This is a genomic window from Prevotella aurantiaca, from assembly GCF_015262605.1.
GTDB classification, from domain to species: domain Bacteria; phylum Bacteroidota; class Bacteroidia; order Bacteroidales; family Bacteroidaceae; genus Prevotella; species Prevotella aurantiaca.
Genome location: NZ_JABZSJ010000052.1, coordinates 1 through 19748 on the forward strand (window position 1 = coordinate 1; position 19748 = coordinate 19748).

19 protein-coding genes are annotated in these 19748 nt (G+C 39.7%); 3 read left to right on the forward strand and 16 right to left on the reverse strand.

Annotated elements, in window-relative coordinates:
• Positions 1 to 432: 432 nt before the first annotated feature.
• Positions 433 to 1962, reverse strand: a complete 1530-nt coding sequence (locus HXN26_RS08770) for a hypothetical protein (RefSeq protein WP_273160710.1) — start codon at positions 1960 to 1962, stop codon at positions 433 to 435.
• A gap of 269 nt (positions 1963 to 2231) precedes the next feature.
• On the opposite strand from HXN26_RS08770, the gene HXN26_RS08775 reads away from it, so the two are divergent.
• On the forward strand, positions 2232 to 3182 hold the full coding sequence (locus HXN26_RS08775) for a hypothetical protein (protein ID WP_273160712.1): 951 nt from the start codon (positions 2232 to 2234) through the stop codon (positions 3180 to 3182).
• A gap of 25 nt (positions 3183 to 3207) precedes the next feature.
• On the opposite strand, the gene HXN26_RS08780 is transcribed toward HXN26_RS08775, so the two are convergent.
• From HXN26_RS08780 to HXN26_RS08790, 3 genes are all read right to left on the reverse strand, one after another.
• Positions 3208 to 3813, reverse strand: coding sequence for a YiiX/YebB-like N1pC/P60 family cysteine hydrolase (locus HXN26_RS08780; protein WP_273160714.1), 606 nt, complete (start codon positions 3811 to 3813; stop codon positions 3208 to 3210).
• A 22-nt stretch (positions 3814 to 3835) separates the two neighbouring features.
• Entirely contained in the window at positions 3836 to 4327 is a 492-nt protein-coding gene (locus HXN26_RS08785) for a zinc-ribbon domain-containing protein (protein WP_025001309.1), read from the reverse strand.
• A 265-nt stretch (positions 4328 to 4592) separates the two neighbouring features.
• Positions 4593 to 5585: a malate dehydrogenase gene (locus HXN26_RS08790; RefSeq protein WP_273160716.1), complete on the reverse strand. Its 993-nt coding sequence runs from the start codon at positions 5583 to 5585 to the stop codon at positions 4593 to 4595.
• 612 nt (positions 5586 to 6197) lie between these two features.
• Between HXN26_RS08790 and HXN26_RS08795 the strand changes: the two genes are divergently transcribed.
• Positions 6198 to 6821, forward strand: a complete 624-nt coding sequence (locus tag HXN26_RS08795) for a DUF2284 domain-containing protein (RefSeq protein ID WP_273160717.1) — start codon at positions 6198 to 6200, stop codon at positions 6819 to 6821.
• An 85-nt stretch (positions 6822 to 6906) separates the two neighbouring features.
• On the opposite strand, the gene HXN26_RS08800 is transcribed toward HXN26_RS08795, so the two are convergent.
• Complete coding sequence (locus HXN26_RS08800) at positions 6907 to 7599, reverse strand: DUF5715 family protein (RefSeq protein WP_273160718.1); 693 nt, start codon at positions 7597 to 7599, stop codon at positions 6907 to 6909.
• A gap of 2 nt (positions 7600 to 7601) precedes the next feature.
• Entirely contained in the window at positions 7602 to 7793 is a 192-nt protein-coding gene (locus HXN26_RS08805; RefSeq protein WP_273160720.1) for a hypothetical protein, read from the reverse strand.
• 108 nt (positions 7794 to 7901) lie between these two features.
• Here HXN26_RS08805 and HXN26_RS08810 point away from each other — a divergent pair, with 108 nt between their 5' ends.
• Positions 7902 to 8402: a methylated-DNA--[protein]-cysteine S-methyltransferase gene (locus HXN26_RS08810; RefSeq protein WP_273160722.1), complete on the forward strand. Its 501-nt coding sequence runs from the start codon at positions 7902 to 7904 to the stop codon at positions 8400 to 8402.
• Positions 8403 to 8792: 390 nt separating this feature from the next.
• Here HXN26_RS08810 and HXN26_RS08815 read toward each other — a convergent pair whose 3' ends face one another.
• The 10 genes from HXN26_RS08815 to HXN26_RS08860 all read right to left on the reverse strand — a co-directional run bounded on the left by HXN26_RS08815 (position 8793) and on the right by HXN26_RS08860 (position 19355).
• The gene (locus tag HXN26_RS08815; RefSeq protein WP_273160724.1) at positions 8793 to 9428 is read right to left on the reverse strand and encodes a porin family protein; all 636 of its coding nucleotides are present in this window, start codon (positions 9426 to 9428) and stop codon (positions 8793 to 8795) included.
• Positions 9429 to 9524: 96 nt separating this feature from the next.
• Positions 9525 to 10574: a type IX secretion system ring subunit PorN/GldN gene (gene porN, locus HXN26_RS08820; protein WP_025001316.1), complete on the reverse strand. Its 1050-nt coding sequence runs from the start codon at positions 10572 to 10574 to the stop codon at positions 9525 to 9527.
• Between the two features lie 78 nt (positions 10575 to 10652).
• Entirely contained in the window at positions 10653 to 12242 is a 1590-nt protein-coding gene (porM, locus tag HXN26_RS08825; RefSeq protein WP_273160727.1) for a type IX secretion system motor protein PorM/GldM, read from the reverse strand.
• 134 nt (positions 12243 to 12376) lie between these two features.
• Complete coding sequence (gene porL / locus HXN26_RS08830; RefSeq protein ID WP_273160729.1) at positions 12377 to 13177, reverse strand: type IX secretion system motor protein PorL/GldL; 801 nt, start codon at positions 13175 to 13177, stop codon at positions 12377 to 12379.
• Between the two features lie 2 nt (positions 13178 to 13179).
• A complete protein-coding gene (porK, locus tag HXN26_RS08835) occupies positions 13180 to 14670 on the reverse strand; it encodes a T9SS ring complex lipoprotein PorK/GldK (RefSeq protein WP_025001319.1) in 1491 nt (496 codons plus the stop codon).
• A gap of 9 nt (positions 14671 to 14679) precedes the next feature.
• The gene (locus HXN26_RS08840; RefSeq protein WP_444543843.1) at positions 14680 to 15618 is read right to left on the reverse strand and encodes a PorP/SprF family type IX secretion system membrane protein; all 939 of its coding nucleotides are present in this window, start codon (positions 15616 to 15618) and stop codon (positions 14680 to 14682) included.
• Positions 15619 to 15751: 133 nt separating this feature from the next.
• Entirely contained in the window at positions 15752 to 15973 is a 222-nt protein-coding gene (locus HXN26_RS08845) for a DUF2795 domain-containing protein (RefSeq protein ID WP_025001321.1), read from the reverse strand.
• Between the two features lie 56 nt (positions 15974 to 16029).
• Positions 16030 to 16587, reverse strand: a complete 558-nt coding sequence (locus tag HXN26_RS08850; RefSeq protein ID WP_025001322.1) for a cob(I)yrinic acid a,c-diamide adenosyltransferase — start codon at positions 16585 to 16587, stop codon at positions 16030 to 16032.
• A 13-nt stretch (positions 16588 to 16600) separates the two neighbouring features.
• Positions 16601 to 17212 (reverse strand): hypothetical protein, encoded by a 612-nt coding sequence (locus HXN26_RS08855; RefSeq protein WP_273160735.1) that lies wholly within the window; start codon positions 17210 to 17212, stop codon positions 16601 to 16603.
• 151 nt (positions 17213 to 17363) lie between these two features.
• Positions 17364 to 19355: a ComEA family DNA-binding protein gene (locus tag HXN26_RS08860; protein WP_273160737.1), complete on the reverse strand. Its 1992-nt coding sequence runs from the start codon at positions 19353 to 19355 to the stop codon at positions 17364 to 17366.
• Between the last annotated feature and the right edge of the window lie 393 nt (positions 19356 to 19748).

A 19748-nucleotide genomic window follows, 5' to 3' on the forward strand; every position in this document is an offset into this window, starting at 1 on the left:
GTAAATAAAAGCGTTCCGTGAGCTTTCAGCCTACCAAATGTCCATTACGCCAGAACTGCGAAATATATGTAAAAGTTTTTTCAAAGCGTAGTTTTCTTGTAACTATCTTATTATTAAGTTATTGCAACACTCATTGTTTTGCATTGCAAAAGAGCCTCTTTTGCAATGTAAAAGTGCCTGTTTTGCGTTGCAAAATAGGCTCTTTTGGAACGCTAAACCAATTCTTTCACTTTCCTTTACCATTTTCTTTACAAAACCAAAGGGAATTTCTTACTCCTTTTCAGCGATTCATAAACACTGGTCACACTCTTTTATTGAGGTTTTAAAGTAAAATTATCGACATGCACCTACCTTATTTCTTAATATAAAAAACGGGGTTGTAGGAAGTTTCCTACAGCCCCGTTGAACTATTAGTAATAAAAGTATGCCCGATTAAAGGGTGATATCGAGTCCGACACCGAACACTTTATTGGTACGTGTAAACTCGTCTGTGTTCAGCATTTTCACCTCTTGAGTGCCAGTTTTTGCTGTTGTTTCATACTCCTTATTGAACTTTTCATATTTTGTAAAGAAGTATGCTACATTAAGATCTGCATTCTTTGCCACCTTAATTTTAGCACCAACGCCAAAGCTATAGCTGCTTGTTACGAAGCTAAGGTCCGACAAATAGCTGCCATCGCCAAGTCCGTACTGTGTACGTTGCGCACCCATACTTACTGTAATGCCTGGTTTTATGTCCCATTCTATACCTGTAAGATACTCACGAGTGTTGCTTGAGAGCAGGCGTTGCTTGTTATTTGCCATGCGAGCGTCCTTGTCGAAGTAGTAATGAAAGCCTGCCAAGAGACGCAGATTGTCTAATACTTCGTATTGAGCACCTAACGATAATAGACCAGAAAGGTCGTTAGGAGTGTTCACTCCATTCTGAAATTGTCCAGTATCGTCGCGCTTTGTGTTGTTCTCAATGTTGAATTTAGTTGTAAATTCGTAGCGTGCTGCAAGGTTCCAACGACCTGTTTTATAGTCGATACCGATGATAGGAGTGATTCCCCAGCCACGTTGTGTACAGTCTAAGTAGCGGTCTGCAAACTGTGTTTTGGTTTTATTCAACTGGTCTGCGCCTGCTTGATACTTCTTTGCAGCAGCTTCATACTGTGCTTTTGCGGTAGGATCGGTAGCCTGTGCCGCCATTTGTGTGTTTTGAATAGCAAGCTGTGTCATCGCATTTGCCTTTGTACCGAAGTAGTCGTATAGGTTTACCATCTTTCCATCTATATTGGCTGAGATGTTCACAATATTACCTTCGTACTTATTATAGATATAATTGAAACGTGCTCCACCATAAACAGCAAGCTTATCGTTTATCTTATAGGTTGCACCGAGCTGCAAACCGAAGTCGTATTGCTGGCCGTGCATATAGCTACTTACACTATATCCTGGTTCGGTTGTGGTACGACCTTGACTTGCAAGCATACCAGGAATCATCGCAATTTGACGTTCGAACGATGGCAAACCACCATTGAAAGTAGCTTTACCGCCTCCACCTACAATACCGAAACCCATTTGGAAGCCCCATTTATCGTAGTTCTTAGCAATTTGGAACGATGGAACAAAGGGTGCAGAAGCTTCTCCTTTAAATTTCTTGATACCATCTTTGTTGCCTCCGTTCAGCTTGAAAGGCTGATGGTAAGGACTGCCTTGCAGTGCAGGAATGGTCAATCCAGAGTTGATCGTACGGGTTTGATAAGCGTTTTGTACGTTGAACGAAATATGAAGTCCGTTTGGTAAAAACGCAACACCAGCTGGATTGGAATAAACTCCATCTATTCCGATAGCACCATTACGTGCAAGACTACGCAAAAAAGCAATGCTTTGATTTGTATTTGTTAGCAATCCGCCAGCCTTAACACTTGACGATAGGGCAAGAAAAACTAACATTAGAGGTAGTGATTTCAGTCTCATAATTTAACGTTTGTTGTATAAATATTTGCGAAATTGACTACAAAGTTATATTAATTGTTCTTTTCTACCAAATTAACTTGCACGATTTTTCTTCATTTGTGTAATTATGCGAGGATTAGAACAAGATGTTATATGGTTTCTTCCGTACGCTATTTTATTCTTATCCGTATAAAAGCTGATTTATTTTCTTGCATGAATTGTTGAAATGTAGTAACTTTGAACCAACATAATTCTATGACGATTAAAGAAAAGAAATAATTAAAATTGAAATGAAGAAACTTACTTTACTTTTACTTTTTGGCCTTTTAGCAGTTGTATCAACATGGGGACAATCCACTTTTACAATCTTGCCTAAGTTCCAAGTAGGCGATACGCTCCTCTATGAAGTGCAGCAATCTAAAAACAAAGAGCAAGCTGATGACATGTTAGCGTGCAAAGATTTTAGCCGAAAATTCTATTTAATAATAAAGGAAAAGGACAGGGAAGGAAACTTTAAGGTCGATTATTTATTAAAAGAGACCAACTTTAAGATTGACAAAGAAGTACGAAAGGAATTCGTTGGTATCAGTCAAGTAGAGAAATTCCTTACTCAAGATATATTGAAAATCCCTATCCTACTTACCATTGATAGGGCTGGCCGCCTCTTAGATGTCAATAATAAAGACGAAGTTGATAAGGCTCTTGCGAATAGTTTGGTTCCAATGGCTACTCATCTGGTCAATAAGACAATGAAAAGAAAGCCAACTGCTGATGAAAAAAAGCAAATAATGGAAAGCTTGACCTCTAAATTCAGCATTACAGATGTATTCGATGAAATCCCAGCTTTGTTTAAATACTATGGTCAACCACTAATAGAAGGCAAGTCGGAAACAGTTGATTCGGTTACAACAAAGTATATCATAGCACGTATGGGCGACGGTACAACATGGCTGAAAGCCAATATAGACTTTCTAAATGGGGAGGAGATAGTAACCGAAAATAACCCTGGAGAGGAGTTCTTAGAAGAATCTGACGATGAAAGCGAGGATGAAAGTTTCGAAGATATCCTTGATTTGGGAATAGCAGTAATACAGGAAGACGAATATAAATATAACAAGGAAGGAATCGTAACCTACTTGAAATACGCTTTTTTGATAGGCAGTAAAGATGTAAACGAACTAGATTCGTCCTACCAAAGTAAGACGGAGGTAAACCTATTAGCAATAAAAAAGAAGCAATAAGTATAAGAAATAAAAAAACACCAAACTATTTCGGTTTGGTGTTTTTTATTGTTTTTCCTACCATTATATCTGAAGGTAGAAGGCAAGACTTATGAATACCTAACACATTAATGTTATGTTTTCGACCTTCTGAAATATCAATACCAGCGTAAAGATATGCTTTCCAAACAAGTTCTGTACAATAAAACTTAGTTGTATCAGCCGTATTGAAATCGTCATCAAATGGATACCCCACCTTATTTAAAGCATATTGAACAGCCTTTTCAGCAACATTAGTATCGTAGGACACACGAACAACCTTTGCTTTAGTACATCTTTCGGGGTGAAGGAATGCACCGACAGGCTCGATTTTCACGATGTCTACATTGTCATCAGACTCTCCGGGGACAGCATGAACAACCTTCCATACACCATCAGACTTACAGAGCAATCCCACATGAGAGTAGCTACTGCTGTCTAACGTCATCACAACTTTACTTTCAATACTGTTTCCTTCGCGAAAGATAAGGTCGCCATTGTGCATCGACAATGTATCAATATAGGCAGCAAGAAGTTTCTTTTCATGCTGCCTATAACAAGAAGTAAATAGGAAAACTGTGGCAGACAAAACTGCAAACAGCTTGTATCTCATTCTATTTTAATAATATTAGTCTTTAAAGAGCAGTAGTTTTCCCTTTCTTATCCATATTTCCCAAAACATCTTTATCAAGCCCAAAGGTGAAAACATGACCTAAAATGCCAAACGAAACAGTCTTGCTACTTCCGCTATCTTCAAGCGAACCTGTGCTAAAAAGAACGTAATTGTTCACGTCAAGCTTTGCAGCGAGCACCTTATCTATTAGTCCTGCGCCCAAAGAAGCGAACATTGCAGTTTCATTACCTTCCTGTTTCTTTATATAATCCATCAGTTCTGTATGGATAGCATCTATATGTTGCTTCTTGTCAGGACATGTAAAGCCAAGCACAGCAAGTATTAAAAGAGGGATTATAATACGTAAAGCCTTCTTAGAAACATTGAAAATCTTTCCTTTTTCAGATTCTTCAAAATTATCTTGCTGAGGTTGTTGTTCGTTTGAACCGCCACATTGAGGACAGAAATTAGAATTCTCAGCGAGCGGAGAACCGCATTTAGAACAGTATGCCATAATCTTATTATATTTTTAAAGTTACTATAAAATTCTACCATTTCATCGATAGCGGTTTGCAATACAACGCATCTATCGGTGCCACTTATGGATACAAAGATAATAAAAAAATGGATAACATATTAAGATTCGTACGCTATTGTTAACAAATACGCATAAAAACAAGTGGATGTACCAAAGCTTAAACTACACGTTTGCAGTTCGCTTTGATACACCCACCCTTATTGTTGCATGCCATCAACCTAATGGTTGCGGGCTATTTACATTAGAGATTAGCGTTATCAGCCTTCCATTCAGCAACTGGAGGAATGATTCCAAGGCCTACAATCTCTTCGCGCATCTTGCAAAGATGCTCATAAGAAGCCTTCAATGATGCCATTTCTTCATCAGTACCAGTTGGCAATTCGTAATGAACACCAGTGCTATCGATGGTTGTTGGCATAGCCATCATTACGTTCTTGAAGCCAAGACGATCGTCGTTTACATAGCAACCGGCTGGCAATGTGAACTTTTCGCCACCCATTGCAGCCTCAATCATCTTAACAGCGTTGTGTGCTGGGCTTTGGAAAGAACTGCGACCACGGAGCTTGATAATGCGTGAACCACCTTGAATAGTGTCGTGCTTGATTGCTGCCCAACGCTCATCGCTGAGATTCATCTCTGACAATGGCTTGCCATCAATCTTCACTTTAGAAGCGAATACTGCCATTTGTTCGCCGTGTCCGCCATAAGTGTGTGCGCCAGTAACCTTGTCTTGCTGAACACCAAACTCTAAAGCCAACGCTTGTTGCAAACGAGTTGAGTCGAGAGCAGCCAATGATGTGAGTTGGTTTGGCTTTAAACCAGAGTGGATAAGAGCTGTAAGCGCAGTAACATCAGCAGGGTTAAAGATAACAACAACGTGCTTAACATCTGGACAATACTGCTTGATGTAGTCGCCAAACTCTGCAGCAATCTGACAGTTTCCCTTCAATAAGTCTTCGCGAGTCATACCTTCTTTACGAGGTGCACCACCTGAAGAGATGATATACTTAGCACCTGTGAAAGCTTCTTTTGGGTCGGTTGTCCAAGTTACATTTGCACCTGGGAAGCCACAATGAGCAATTTCGTCAGCCACACCATGCAATCCTGGTTCAAAGATATCGTACAGACAAACGTTAGGAGTAAGTCCTAATGTAAGCACACTCTGCGCCATGTTTGAACCAATCATACCGCCGGCGCCGACGATAACAAGTTTCTCGTTTGTTAGAAATGACATAATTATGTTTTGTTTATATTTAAAATGAAACTTTGAAATTATCCGTACAGGTATGTTCTAGCATTCCACGTTGTAGTAGTTTTATAACAAAACAGTTCTACTTTTTGTGTCTTTTCGCTCTTATTCGGCATCTTCTGTTTTCTCTTTTCAGGCGTATAGCCTGCTATACTTCTTCAAAATGAAAGCAGAAACGACTTGTCTAAAAAGCTAAAATCCAACATAGGAAATTCATAGAACCTATCAATAGGCTTTTATACCGCAAATTTACAAAAAAGAAATAGATAACTGCAACTTTATGAAAGGATATTTGTTATTTAATGTCAAAACTAAAAGAATGCTATCTCTGAGTTACAAAAGCAAGGAGAATAAAGTGTTTTTGAAATGGTTAAGTAGCTGAATTTCTGTATTATTTTCACATTGTAAGGATGTCGTCGCGCCGACTCTACACAGTTATTTAGGCAGGACTATACAAAAACTACTATGTTCTTTCTCTATTTACAATAAAGAATTGTATTTTTGCACACAGCTAAGAACAAGATTAAAAAGCAGTGTGCGTACCGCAAAAGGTGATATAGAGCACATTGGATAGAAAACTATTATTATAGAAAAACAATGGAAATACGTTCTTTAACAAGTGTAGGAAATGCTGTAGGCAAAGGTTTCGAGCTGACGCATGTTACAACTATGATACCTGTTAGCGATTATGCTGCAGGATATAGAGATGTGGAGAAGTTTCTCGGATTGTGTAAAAAATGCCCTAAATTTGGTCTTTCGTGGACTTGTCCGCCTTGCGAATTTGATGTAAAAGAGTTTGTTGACAAGTTCAAATATGCGCATATTCTAGGATCGAAAATGACTTTCGACGAGGCTACACTTGCCGAAACAAATACCCCAGAGGCTTTAGATGTAGTGTGTAGAAAGGCTATGCGCTACGGACTAGTTAAGGCTTCGGCGTATTTGCGTGGCTATGAGCGCAAGTCGCCTGGTAGCATTTGCTTTCTTGGTTCGCAGTGTTTGCTTTGCGGCGATAAGCCTTGTTCGCGCATAGACGGTGAGCCTTGTCGACATCCGAAGGATGTTCGTGTTTCGTTAGAGGCTGTTGGATTCGACCTGAGCAAGACTACGCAAGAGCTTTTGGATATAGAATTGAAATGGGGCAAGCATGGTCGCCTACCCCAATATATTACACTTGTTACAGCATTGTTTACCAATGATGCTACGTTACGATTAGAATAAGGTTGGCTCTGAACTCCTATCGTGCAGTCGAATGGCGACTAAGGTCGTCTTCAGAACTAACCTTAAGAGAAAGAAAAGCTATTGATTAAATCTTTCTCACCGTAACATGAATGCAACGTTGGTCGCGTTCTAAGATGGCCCAGCATTCGCCTTCCTCACGTAAATCGTAGATAATCTTACCTAAAATATTGCACATAACTTCGTTACTAACAGCTTTTCCCGTCTTTCCAATACGGTTAAAGCAAGTGTAGCTTAAGTCGAATGTTGTGCCATACATATGTGCTGAATTTTCGCCTGCTTTACTATTTACTCTTCTGAGTGCCTCAACATCTCTGCGAGTTCTGAACAATGAAGTTACAATAATGCGGTGTTCGCGATAGCCTTGGCGGTCTAATTCCTTTTGGAAACGTTTACCAATCTCTTTCAAAAGACTCTTGGCACCCTTTGTTAAGTAAGGTGCTGAGTGAGTCAATTGGTCTATCAGATAGAGATTAGTGGTTTCAACCTTCTTCAATCTTCTTTGATTTTCCTCTAATTCAGCTCTTGATTCGATAGGTGTAACCCCATATTTCTTCGCAGCATACAACTGTTCGCCATGCATATCTTTGAACTGATAAGTGCTACGCATAGTTACATTATCGTCTCTAAAAGTCTCTCCTTGGGTTGTAGAATTACTACTTGCGCACGCTGCTGCAAGCATTGTTACTGTTGCAAAAACGCCTCCATAGAGTACGTTTCGCCAATTTTTCTTTGTGTTGTACATCTTTCTAATCTGCATATTTATTTTATTTGAATTATTATATCTGCCACGTCTTTCGGCTCATTAAATAACATTCCTTCGCTCAACTGGTCGTCTGTGAGTTCATTCAACAAATCTTTTGCCTGTTCTTCGCTAATAGCAGCCTCGCCCTTAGCGTTCTTTCGAGCTAAAAGGTCGTCTAAAACGAGCTGTCTAAATTCGTGTACGTCCATATTGTAAAGATTTAATAACGGATAGAAATTGCTGCAAAGATACTATATTTTTCATTCAACAATACTTTATTTTGTATCTTTGCACTATAAATAATTTATTTTCACATAATGCAAAAAATACAAATATACGAGTCGCCTTTGGGTAAATTAACTTTCGTTAGCGATGGTTTAGCATTGACAGGAATCTGGTTTGATAAGCAAGAACCATTACAACTAATCTTGAAAGCTCCTCACGAGGTTTGCAATTTGCCGATTTTCGATGAAACAAGGCTATGGTTCGACACTTATTTTAACGGACAGCAGCCTGGATTCATACCTCGTTTAAGTCTTATCGGCACTGCTTTCCGTCAGCAGGTATGGCGCAATTTGCAGCTCATTCCCTATGGCGAAACGACCTCCTACGGCACTCTTGCAAAGCAAATAGGCCAACAACTGGGCAAAAATAAGATGTCGGCTCAAGCCATTGGCGGTGCAGTGGGAAACAATCCTATATCGATTATTGTGCCATGCCACCGTGTTGTGGGTACCAATGGAACGATGACGGGGTATGCAGGAGGCATTTGGAGAAAAGAGTTTCTACTGGATTTAGAAGCCAAAAATAGGCGTTAGAGGTGTACTCGCAGTGTCCTTTCATTGATTCGCAAGGTAATTACTCGCCTATATCAAATGTAAATATAATTCCAAAAACACACTAACACATAACAACCTTATGCTCAATGCGTTACAAAACCCATTGTTTTGCAATGCAAAAGCGCCTATTTTACCGTGCAAAAGGGCCTATATTGCCGTGCAAAACAACCTCTTTTGAAATACGAAAGTAATTGTTACCATTTCTTAATCATATTTTTTTACAAGATGAGAGTAATTTCAATGGTGAATATAAAGAAAAGAAAGAGGAAATGATACGAAGATAAAGACTTTATAGAAACGAAAAAAACGGGTACATCGAAAGGTGAAATCGACATACCCGTTTATTCGATAATATAACGTGTTACCTGCTTAGAAGTAGTAAGCAAGAGATATTTGCCAAGAGTTGTTACGGCTCTTTGCCTTTTTACCAATGAGCTGTCCTGCTGCGTTTTCTACTGCTTCGCCAATCTTAACGTCTGCTGTCTTGCCCATAGCCATATTATAATTCGCGCTAATTTGCAAGTGATCCATGAATGTAACACCCACACCAGCATTTATACTGAAGTTGCTATCCTTGAAAGAATAGTTACTACCCTTTGACCAATCAAACTCTTTCTCGCCAATATTAAGACTCCATTGTGGACCAGCAAAGAGGATAGCGCTGGCTCTTGGCCCTAAACCGATAGAGTAACTAAGGTTCACAGGAATTGAAATTTGCTGTTGCTTTATTGTTTTTTCTTGGTTGAAAGGGTCGACAACCTTTGCCTCACGGAAATCGTAGAGGGTAGATGCATCAACGCCAAAACCTATAATAGGGAGAGTAAACTTAATAGTTGGACCAATAAAGCCACCTATACGATTTGACTGACTGAATAGTTCTGGACTCAAATGCATATCAGTTACATTCAAACCACCCTTGACACCAAACTTAACACCTTGTGCATTAGCTGATGTTGAAATAAACATTCCTACATAGAGGAGTGCTAATGAAACGATTTTCTTCATAATTAAAAAGCTTAAAGATATGCCCAAGCTGTTCCAAAATAGAAACTGCAGAGACATAAAGATGAATTACGAATCTTCTTTAACTCTCATTTTTACTTAATGTCGTTGGCGTCGTACGCTGACACGAGCAGCATTAGAAGATGATCCGCTTGAAGAAGTTGAACGGCGAGAAGGGCGAGCTGTTGTGGTTTCAGTACTGCGACTTGAACGACGAGTGCGGCTCTTCACAGCCTTTACGTCTTGTTTTACAGCGGCAATACTATCTAAACTATCACGCTTTTGCGCATTTCCAAAGATGTTCTTCTCAAATTCTTTCAACTCGTTCTCTATCTTCTTTTGTTCTTTTGTCATAGCCGAATCGGTTGTACAATACTGTGCAAGCGTTCTGCCAAGCATGTTTGTAGTCTTGTAAATCTTACCTTGATAGAGGTTCATAGTAAAGTAATCCTCTACACTCATAGTTGCAGCATTGTTCAGATTGCTCGTCATGATAGTCTGTTTTGACAAGAATGGTGCCAAATCATCATACTTAACCCAGAACAAAGGATACTTAACTTCGCCATCACCAAATTCATCTGAACGATACATAATAGGACAAAGCGCAATGACTTTGCGGTGGAATGTAGAGGTTCCTTGGTCGTAATAGGCACTCTCCTTTAGGTAATAACCCTTTACTTCAGCTGATGGAATATCGCTGTTGTCAAGGCGAATGCCACGATCGGTACGCTCATAATAGATGTGATAGTTATCTAAGAATTGCAAAGGCTTTACGCGTGCTGAGTCGGTAAAAACCTCGTTGCCATCCATTCGATACTCGTATGCACTAATACCGCCATTACGTGGTCCCAACATCATAAGCTTAAAGATGTAGCAGAAAAGGTTCATCTGAGAGCCAACAGGTTCAGTTGGATAGTACAAACCGGCGTTTGCATCATCTGTAAGATTAAGTTCACGATAGATGTCGCGACGCCAAACCACATCTTCCTCCATCGGAGCAGAGGTTGGAAATGATATTTGCGCACGCGTTGTTATGGTGTTCGCATTCGAACGAGTGCCCTGTTGTTGCTCTGCTCTACGACGAGCAGGCTGAGCAAAGGTGCTCATTGCAACTGCGGCAACACATACTATCAAGAATATTCGTTTCATTTTATGTATCTTAAATAATTGTTCTTACTACGGTTTTCACTTCCGAAGCAGAACGAATAATGAATCTTCGTTTTATTATTACTGTACTATTACTTCCATATTTCGTCCGTTGAGCGTACGAGTTGTACCATCAGGACCATGAACAACAACATTTGTTATGTAGAAACGCTTGTTGCGGCTGAGATGACGGAACTGCTCTTTCTGCTGTGCAGAGAACTGTGCGCCATTACTTGCCAATGGTACTGCGTTACCCATATTGTCGAAGAACACTGTGCGGAAGCTTGTTACGCTGAACGGAATATCAAGTAATCCATCGTCAATAGCAGCATGTATACCTGTAGCCGACATCAAAGCAGCTTTAGACAAGGCTCCGCTCTTAAATCTATCGCCTCCCATAGCAATGTAAGGAGCAGGATCTGGCAACTTACGTACGCGGAATTTGTACTCTCCTATCTTCCTTCCCTTCGCCGAAACAGATATGGTTACAGGATTACCGACCGACGCTGGACGAGCAATAAACTTACCACCACCACGCGATACCAACGAACCGCCTGACATTGAAGCCTGAACATCGTTCTGACCGGTATTCGGAATACTGATGGTTATAGGGTTATCAAAACCTGCATAAAGTACATTCATCAAGTCTGCAGCGATGGTTGCCATACCTTCAGAGGCTGGCGTCTTCTGCATTCCATCAGGACTTATGTAGCGTTCAGGCTTTGGTCCGCCAGTAACCCAATAGTCTTGTGTGAAGTTACGGCGTATTACGTTGCCTGCAAGATCCTTTATCAGCATATAACCGCTTATGGTATGTTTACCAGGGGCGCCTGCTTTCAGGGTAATTGTATTGCCTTTTATAAGCTGTCCGTTTACATATACCTGTGGCTGCTGGGTAGAATCGACAGCTCCCATCAGCATCTGCGCAGTGAGAGTTTCACCCGGATAAAGGCGAGTTTGACTTGGAACAACGAATGCCTGCAGCTTGTTTACTCGTAAATCTTTTAGACCAACATTAGCTACAAGAGCATGAAGAACTTCTCCTTCAGCATAACGAATATCACTTTGTAGCTTTGAAAGCAAAGTTACAGCAGCCGATGTCGGCATATTCTCAAACATATACTCCTCCCAATTCTTATTTAATGAATGGTCAGGAATAGTAGTTGATAGGTTGCTTGCTATGATTTTCTTCTGCAAAGGGTCTGTTACAAAACGGAGAATACGCTCGCGATAGCTATTAATTGCCTCGAAAAGCTTATGACCTTGCCCAGTTCCAGGAGCCAACATAACGATTCCTGAAGCTTCAAGGTTCTCTTTATTCTTAATATTAAGCGGATCGCCATTTTTCCCATCTGCCTCTTTTACAATCTCGACCTTCAGTTGTTGTGCGTAGTTAAAAAGCGAATCGCTCATATTTCGCACTTTTGAAGCCATTGCAAACCATTCCTTTACCTTCTCTGGATTCTTCTGCATCATCTGCTCAAGCTCCTCAAAGATGGCTTGGTTCTCCATGGAAGAGTTTCCCGTTGTACGATTTAGACTCTCCTCTACAATAGAAAAGCCGTTAAGAACTTCCGTTGAAATGTTCAACGCAAGCATTGCCATAAGGACGATATACATCAAGTTAATCATCTTCTGGCGGGGGGAAACCTTTCTTTTTATGATTGCCATGTAGTTCTTTCTATTATTATATTCGCTTGTTTGCTGTGCTATTAAACTGATTTGCCATACTTATACAATTTGCTTGAAATATCCAAATATGGCCTTGTCTGTTGCGCTTTGAACCGACCTTCGCACGTTAGATTCTATTCCTCTGTTGTAGGTTGAGATGGTACAGCAGGCGATGCAACACGCATATTTACAGTCATTGCCTCTATCATTCGAGCATAAACCTTGTTTAATTGCTCTATCTGTTGCGCCATCTTACGAGTCTGTTCGTTAATCTGATCAATTGTTCCAATCTGTTGACTCGCACCTTTCAGCTGCATTTCGTATACTTTTGTAATACCAGTAAGGGTACGATTAAGATTTTCCATCTCCTCGCTGTCACGTGTAAGACGTTGACTTTGGTCGTTTACCTTACCCAACATCTCGGTCAAACTCTTCAATGCATCAACATAATTAGTTTGCGCTTCTACCATTTCAGGTGTCTGTTGTTCTGCATTGGCTATAACTTGGCTTTGCTGATTAACCACTGCCGCTGCTATTTGGTCTGCCAATGGCATTGTATGACGGGCTACTTCTTCAGCTGTTGCAGCAGTAGAGTTTGCTGTTTGATATACAGAAGATACTTTACCCTGTACATTTGCACTTGCTTCAGCATATTCTTCTTCCTCCTCTTCATAATGAACAGGTAGCTCTTTGCCATCATCTGTCTTATCAAAAGGTCGGTCGAAAGCAGATAAGAAGAACACAATAACTTCTGTTCCCATACCCAAGAACAACCAAATATTAGCTCCAGGAAGGTGGGTTAGCTTAAACAATGCACCTAAAATAACGACTGAGGCGCCCCAACTATATCCATAGTTCAAGAATGTTTGTCCTGCAACTGTATCAATCCACTTCTGCAGACGATATATAATGTTGTATTTGCTGTACTGTGTCATTGTTACTTTCTATTCTTTTTTCTTTTCTTACTACTTTTCTTTGCCTCTTTTGCTGCCTCGCTTGAAGAGCTTGCTAAGCTACGTACACAACGGAAACCAATGTAACTGCGTGGTTGATTTTGATATTCCCAAGTACGCCATGCGCTTCGGATATAGCTTTCAGGGTCTTTCCAACTACCGCCACGAACACTCTTTTTCTTCAGTCGGTAAGGGTCTTCTTTAGCAGCCTTATAATCCAACTGCGGATTTAAGTCGTTCATAGACTTTACTCCTGCCTCAGTATAAACGGTACTTGTCCATTCTGCAACATTACCCGCCATATCGTAAAGACCATTCGAGTTGGCACTGTAAATACCTGTTCGGCTGGTTATAAGGTTACCATCCTTGGTATAGTTACCTCGGTCTGGTTTAAAGTTTGCATAGAAACAACCATTACCACTCTTTACATCTTGATTCTCCCAAGGGAATTCATCTTGATTTTTTCCACGTGCAGCATACTCCCACTCTGCTTCAGTTGGTAAGCGATAACGCTGAACAAAGCGTGCTTCCTTGCCCAAACCTTTCAACAAATACTCGGTACGCCATGCACAGAATGCATTTGCTTGCTCCCAAGTAACACCTACAACAGGATAATCGTTGTATGTATCGTTGGAAAAATAACTGCGCAAGTAATTTTCATTATCAGAATTACGGAAGTCGTTCACCCAGCAAGTTGTATCTGGATACACATTTACGATATAGGTATTCAAGAAATCCCACGGTCCTGTTAATGGGCGATTTATAGTTTCTCTGTGTATATTTCCCTCATCGTCCACATAGGCCGTATCTTTCGAAATCATTACTACCTCGTCTGGATCAACCTCTATATCAGTATTCAAGTTACGATCTGCAGGATTCAAACGATTGCGACGAAGTGCTGCCGCTGTATAATCATATATTTCGTAACGATAGTTTAACTGTTTCACATCAAGATTCTTTTCTCCCGTAGCAGGGTTTGTTGTATACAAACTCTCAAAGGCTCTCATCTCGTCTTCGTTTGGTTTCTTGGGCAATCTCTTGTTCCAATTTAAGTGAGGCGTAACAGGATTACCACTCTTATCCTCTGTTATCATGTAGGTTTCATCGCCTCCATAAGCAGGATCGGCTAAACGTGTACGAACGATAGAATCGCGAACCCACTCTACAAATTGCTTATATTTAGAGTTCGTAACTTCTGTTTCGTCCATCCAAAAACCATCTACAGAGATGTCTTTTACTGGTGTAGTTTTTCCCCAAAGGCTATCTTGGTCAGCAAGACCCATCTTCAGCCAACCTCTTTTTACTAAAGTCATGCCATAAGGTGTAGGTTCGCGGAACGATTTACCACCGCCAACACCAGTAACCTCACCTCCTCTACCTGGCACCGAAGCCGATTTTCCAGCAAAGCAGCCAGAAAGTGTGCTGAGCATAACAACACCAAGACAAAGAGTTAATATGTTCTTTTTCATTTTCATATCTTGTTTCTATAGAAATCTTACGCTTTTATGTTTATTCCGTCCCTTCTTCTGAAGGTTTATATCAGTTTGATAACTCACCACCAATTCGTGGCTACCATTACCAATATCGGCAGTTCCAGTGTAAACTTCGTAACTATATCCTACATTGATTCCGTGGAAACTGCCTCCGACATATGCTGTTACAGAATTTCCAGGACTATAAGAAGCACCACCGTACAGCACTTTTTTCTCATTTGTATAGACCAATCGTGCTGTTATATCTGCCCGATAGCCGTTACCATCATAGCGTGCCATAACAGAGGTTGGTATAGTTAGAAACGGATTTCTCAGTTTTATATTGTATCCACCTGTCAAATAATAGGATCTATCTATCTGCAATTCGTTCTTCTCCCCCAGCTCAACAAGTGGTGCATTTAGGTGTTGTACCGATGCTCCAACATACCAATTCTTATGTATATAATACAATCCGAAGCCTAAATCAAGACTCTGCCCATTTACGTCTGTTTGTATAAAAGCAGGGTCTCCCGAATCTTCCACATCAACTTTAGAACCATTGAATTTTTCTAAAATAAGACCTAACTGAACTCCACCTGCCAACATTCCTCCAAACATTTCTTTACGAAAAGCATATTGCCCTGCAATACGTTGATGGGTAAAAAGTCCAATTTGGTCGTTTAGTATGGTCGCTCCAACGCCATGATACTGCTTCATAAAGTATAATGGCATACTTGCGCCTACATACATTGCCCGTGGACTATTCTTATATCCGGCGAAGTTTAAGGCGTAAGCACCTACTATATTGAGATGGTTATCCTTTCCAACAGAAGCGGGGTTATAGTAAGGTTCCATTTCCCAATAATGGCTGAATGCAACATCATATTGCGCCAATGCTGAAGCACTGACGAACAAATACAGGCTGATTATGATTGTTAAGCGTTTAAACACGTATGTATAACGACCGTTTATGCTTATTATTGCATTTTTCATTAAAATAAGATTGCTAAAGAATATAAACAAAAAACAACTCACCATAGATTATCTTCAATGGTGAGTTGTTCTCGTTATTCTAATGTACTAACTAATATTCGTCTTCGTTCCACAAGAAGTCGTCCTTAGAAGGGTAGTCAGGCCAAATGTCTTCAATACTATCGTAAACATCTCCTTCGTCCTCTATTTCCTGAAGATTTTCTAAAACTTCTAAGGGCGAGCCAGAACGAACTGCATAGTCTATAAGTTCTTCTTTTGTTGCTGGCCATGGTGCGTCTTCCAGCTTCGATGCTAATTCCAGTGTCCAATACATAGGCTTATAAATTTTAACTTTAGTTTGTTTTGCGTGCAAAAATACTATTTTATTTTTTATTTGCAAGGATTTTGCCATATTTTTTCGTCAACTTTCTCGATATTATTCAAATAACGTGAAAGTACAAAGAAATAGTCAGATAGGCGGTTGACGTATGCCATGAGATTCTTGTCTACCTCTGAAGTTTCGTCTAAAGCAATGATAAGTCGTTCTGCACGTCTACAAACTGTACGACAAACGTGTGCTATTGATGCTGAACGACTGCCGCCTGGAATAACGAAGCTTTTCAATTCTGGAATTGCAGCCTGCATTCTGTCAATTGCTTTCTCTACGTGTTCTATGAGCACATCTGCAACAACCGACTCTTTTATTTCTTTTTTGAAGTTCTCTCCCATGGCCAAATTACAGCCAATATTAAAGAGTACGTTCTGCATTTCAGCCAAAAGTTCGGTAGTATCTTGCTCTTCTACGTAAGTAGCAAGCAATCCAACAAACGAGTTAAGTTCGTCTACTGTACCATAAGAATTGATACGAATATCGCTCTTTTTAACTCTTGTACCTCCTATCAGACTGGTTGTTCCTTTATCGCCGGTCTTTGTATATACTTTACTCATATCGCTTTATAAATTAGAAATTAATGATATAGTTCTGTTTAGGTCGCTTATCGAAAAAGGCTATACCTATATAATATAGGTCGAACGAAAAACTAACACGTTCGTCAGCCACTATTTGCTTCCAAAATGCTTTTGCCGTTGCATTGTGTTTTATACTATCTACAATAACAAGACTTTCTTCGTTAATGGTAGTTCGCAGTGTTTCATAAAATTTTTGACAGTGTTCGCCTGCAGTTAAAAAATAGATATTACGCTGACAAAGGTTATCATTTACGCTCGTTTTATCTGTCTCTCCCACTTCTTCCACCAATGTTTTGTCGCACGCAGCCTTAATATAGCGTTCGTAAGCTGCTGACATCGCAGGACAAAAACAGAAATTGTCTGCTTTGATAGAACGATTTATCCGATACAACAAACGAGCTTTCTTGCGCTCTACTGCCGTTAAAGTTTTGTCAGTTCGCCTCAATTCAGCATAAATGGGATAGAAAGTGTGGTCATTTATCACCTCTCTATCAAATGAAAACGCTGATGGCGACTGAATGCCAAAACCCTGAATGTACTTCATTCGTCGCAGCCATACCACCAAAGCTTTTATCTTGTATGGTAAAATATTTCGTTGTGCCATTACAATAGTAATGCAAACTTACATAAAAAAATAATAAAAACAGAAAAGATAAATCGCTTTTTTGTAAAAGACCAATATTTCTAACTGCTTTCTTTTTAATATATACAGCCTTCAGAAGTCTGCTACTTTCTAAAAATATATGTGTATTGTATTAAATCTTCCAATGTAATTGTACTTCTAAATCAGTCATATCTGAACGGTCTACTTGCTGCAAACCGGAAGAAATATGCTTACGATCGAAATAGTATGTAGTACCAACTTTCAGCAAAATATTTAATTTCTTGTACAAATTGGCACGAGCTAACAGCGCCCAACGAATACCTTCTCCATAAAAAGTAGGAAAATTGAAACTATAAAGCATGCTGCGCTCGTAAATATACAAGCGAGATGCAAAATCGGTAGTATGGAAATATCCAATGTTTGCTGATGTTTGCAACCACGGAAGAGGTTGCCAATCAACAAATTCGCTTAACATAAAACCAAAACTGTTGGCTTTATTTCTACTATAAGAAAGGTCTGCTTGTGTTTTACAATCCCAGTTCAGTCCTGAATATATGAATGCAAAACGTGCTCTTTGCGTATATTCATTGACGAGTTTGGTGTGGTCTTTATTATCCTTTTGGCGTAATTTAAATCGGTAACGAACTAAAAACGAAAGATTCTTATAGGTGTAAACACCCGAAATATAATTATCCCATGCACTACTTGCTATTGATGCTTGATAGCGTGGTTTATGAAAATAAGCATAATCGGTATATGCCGTGAGCGTTAAAAAGCGGTTTACAGTCCAGTTTGCTCCAATTAGCATTCCCATTTCATTGCGCATTTGTCCACCTTCGCTTAAGGAATTGGCATGAAGTGCCCAATATTTAGAAGCATAATAGCGCTGAATACCTATTACAGATAACCGTCTTGATGGTTGAAATGATATGTTATTCAAGGTTGCAATAGATCCGTTACCTCCCATTGCAGTCTCTCCATTTACGCTCCAATGTGGATTCATATAGCCGTAACTTAAACTAATATTCCAAAAATCGTAACCCGCAGGATAATCAACACGATAGGTTTGAGAAGTTTTGGGCGACAAGGGACGGTCGAATTGTGTGTATAATGCTGTCAGACCAGCACGAAAGCCATAATTACTCCATTGTAAGTTGCCTCCGAAAGTGGTTTGAGAAATATTGTTTTTCTTCTCCATTTCAGTGGGGGTACGATGGTAACCAGATTTTAACAATGTTCGTATTGTACCATCATTATTAAGCGTTGCATCGCTTTTGCGGTAAGATGCAAAAGCAGTTAAGTCTGTATGGTGTGTTAAAGCAATTGTAGTAGCACCACCTTGCATATAATTAGCTTGCGAACGTGAGGTGTTTGGACGAACTGTTGTATAAGAACGTCCTTGGGAAAGAAGACTCATCGTTTTGCCAAAATTAAAATCATTATTGATAACAAGACCTTGACCGAACCGTACTTTATAGCGCCCTACAACGGCAGACTTTATGCGACCCAATTTGCGTACAGCAATATAAAAGCTATAATGGTCGTATCCAAGCATATTTTTATGGGCAAAGAAAGGTTCGCCAGCATCTTGTGCACCCACAAAACCAGCTTGAAAGTAGTCGGAATAAGCAAATTTATAGCGTAACGAGTGCGTAAAAGGATAGCCCAGATAACCATTTTTATCGCCCTTCCGCTCGTAAAATGGAACTTTCATAGTAAAAGTTATATCGTGCTTACCACGTTTTAAAATTGTTGATAGTGCTGGAAAATGCTGCTGTTCATCTATATTTATCGTTATAAAATAACTCAAAAGTTCGCTCCTTACAGCATCGAGCGACTCTATCATCAGTAGTTCGCCCACCGACCGCATACCACGATACTGATAAATGTAAGCCAAAATGTCTTCCACCTGTGTAGCCGTAAGAAACGGAAGCTGCTCCAACTCCTCGCGAGTTGCCTTATTCAAGTCGATGGGATGCGATGCTAAGTTGGACAATAAATCGTAATTTTCCTCATTCATCATTCCCTCCTGCTCCTCCGAAACCATCAATTCGTCGTATAATCGTTGCCAATCACGTTGTTCTTGCGCATTTGCAACAAGAGAAAGTAATGCAAAAACACACAGTAAAATATAGTTTTTCATCATATAATGACAATTCTCCATTTTACAAAGAAAGTATTTCTCATCTTATCGAGCCCAACTTCTCGGCAAATAAAGGCTATAAGGTTAATATGTTAAACACGTCTTACCCATCTATCAAACAATGGGGGTTGTCTGCAAAATTACATGATAATTACGAGAGCAACAAATAAAAACAAGATAAAAAATGAAATTATTATCTCAGTGATGAATAAATTGGCAATCAAAACGACCCATGTTTTTATTTATATTATTGCTGTCCGGTAAGATGACTATCTTTGTTCATGGTTATTTTTTTCTAAAATCAAAGATAACCAAAAGGGCCGATACTTCGTGAGAAGTGTGGCGTAATGGACATTTGGTAGGCTGAAAAGCTCACGGATTTTAGTAATGGAC

Coding starts and splice junctions, on each gene's coding strand:
- HXN26_RS08810 (WP_273160722.1), top strand. CDS start 7,902: ATGCAAAAAATACAAATATACGAGTCGCCTTTGGGTAAATTAACTTTC.
- HXN26_RS08775 (WP_273160712.1), top strand. CDS start 2,232: ATGAAGAAACTTACTTTACTTTTACTTTTTGGCCTTTTAGCAGTTGTA.
- porL (WP_273160729.1), bottom strand. CDS start 13,177: ATGACACAGTACAGCAAATACAACATTATATATCGTCTGCAGAAGTGG.
- HXN26_RS08770 (WP_273160710.1), bottom strand. CDS start 1,962: ATGAGACTGAAATCACTACCTCTAATGTTAGTTTTTCTTGCCCTATCG.
- HXN26_RS08805 (WP_273160720.1), bottom strand. CDS start 7,793: ATGGACGTACACGAATTTAGACAGCTCGTTTTAGACGACCTTTTAGCT.
- HXN26_RS08815 (WP_273160724.1), bottom strand. CDS start 9,428: ATGAAGAAAATCGTTTCATTAGCACTCCTCTATGTAGGAATGTTTATT.
- HXN26_RS08780 (WP_273160714.1), bottom strand. CDS start 3,813: ATGAGATACAAGCTGTTTGCAGTTTTGTCTGCCACAGTTTTCCTATTT.
- HXN26_RS08845 (WP_025001321.1), bottom strand. CDS start 15,973: ATGTATTGGACACTGGAATTAGCATCGAAGCTGGAAGACGCACCATGG.
- porM (WP_273160727.1), bottom strand. CDS start 12,242: ATGGCAATCATAAAAAGAAAGGTTTCCCCCCGCCAGAAGATGATTAAC.
- HXN26_RS08855 (WP_273160735.1), bottom strand. CDS start 17,212: ATGGCACAACGAAATATTTTACCATACAAGATAAAAGCTTTGGTGGTA.
- HXN26_RS08860 (WP_273160737.1), bottom strand. CDS start 19,355: ATGAAAAACTATATTTTACTGTGTGTTTTTGCATTACTTTCTCTTGTT.
- HXN26_RS08795 (WP_273160717.1), top strand. CDS start 6,198: ATGGAAATACGTTCTTTAACAAGTGTAGGAAATGCTGTAGGCAAAGGT.
- HXN26_RS08785 (WP_025001309.1), bottom strand. CDS start 4,327: ATGGCATACTGTTCTAAATGCGGTTCTCCGCTCGCTGAGAATTCTAAT.
- porN (WP_025001316.1), bottom strand. CDS start 10,574: ATGAAACGAATATTCTTGATAGTATGTGTTGCCGCAGTTGCAATGAGC.
- HXN26_RS08850 (WP_025001322.1), bottom strand. CDS start 16,587: ATGAGTAAAGTATATACAAAGACCGGCGATAAAGGAACAACCAGTCTG.
- porK (WP_025001319.1), bottom strand. CDS start 14,670: ATGAAAATGAAAAAGAACATATTAACTCTTTGTCTTGGTGTTGTTATG.
- HXN26_RS08800 (WP_273160718.1), bottom strand. CDS start 7,599: ATGCAGATTAGAAAGATGTACAACACAAAGAAAAATTGGCGAAACGTA.
- HXN26_RS08790 (WP_273160716.1), bottom strand. CDS start 5,585: ATGTCATTTCTAACAAACGAGAAACTTGTTATCGTCGGCGCCGGCGGT.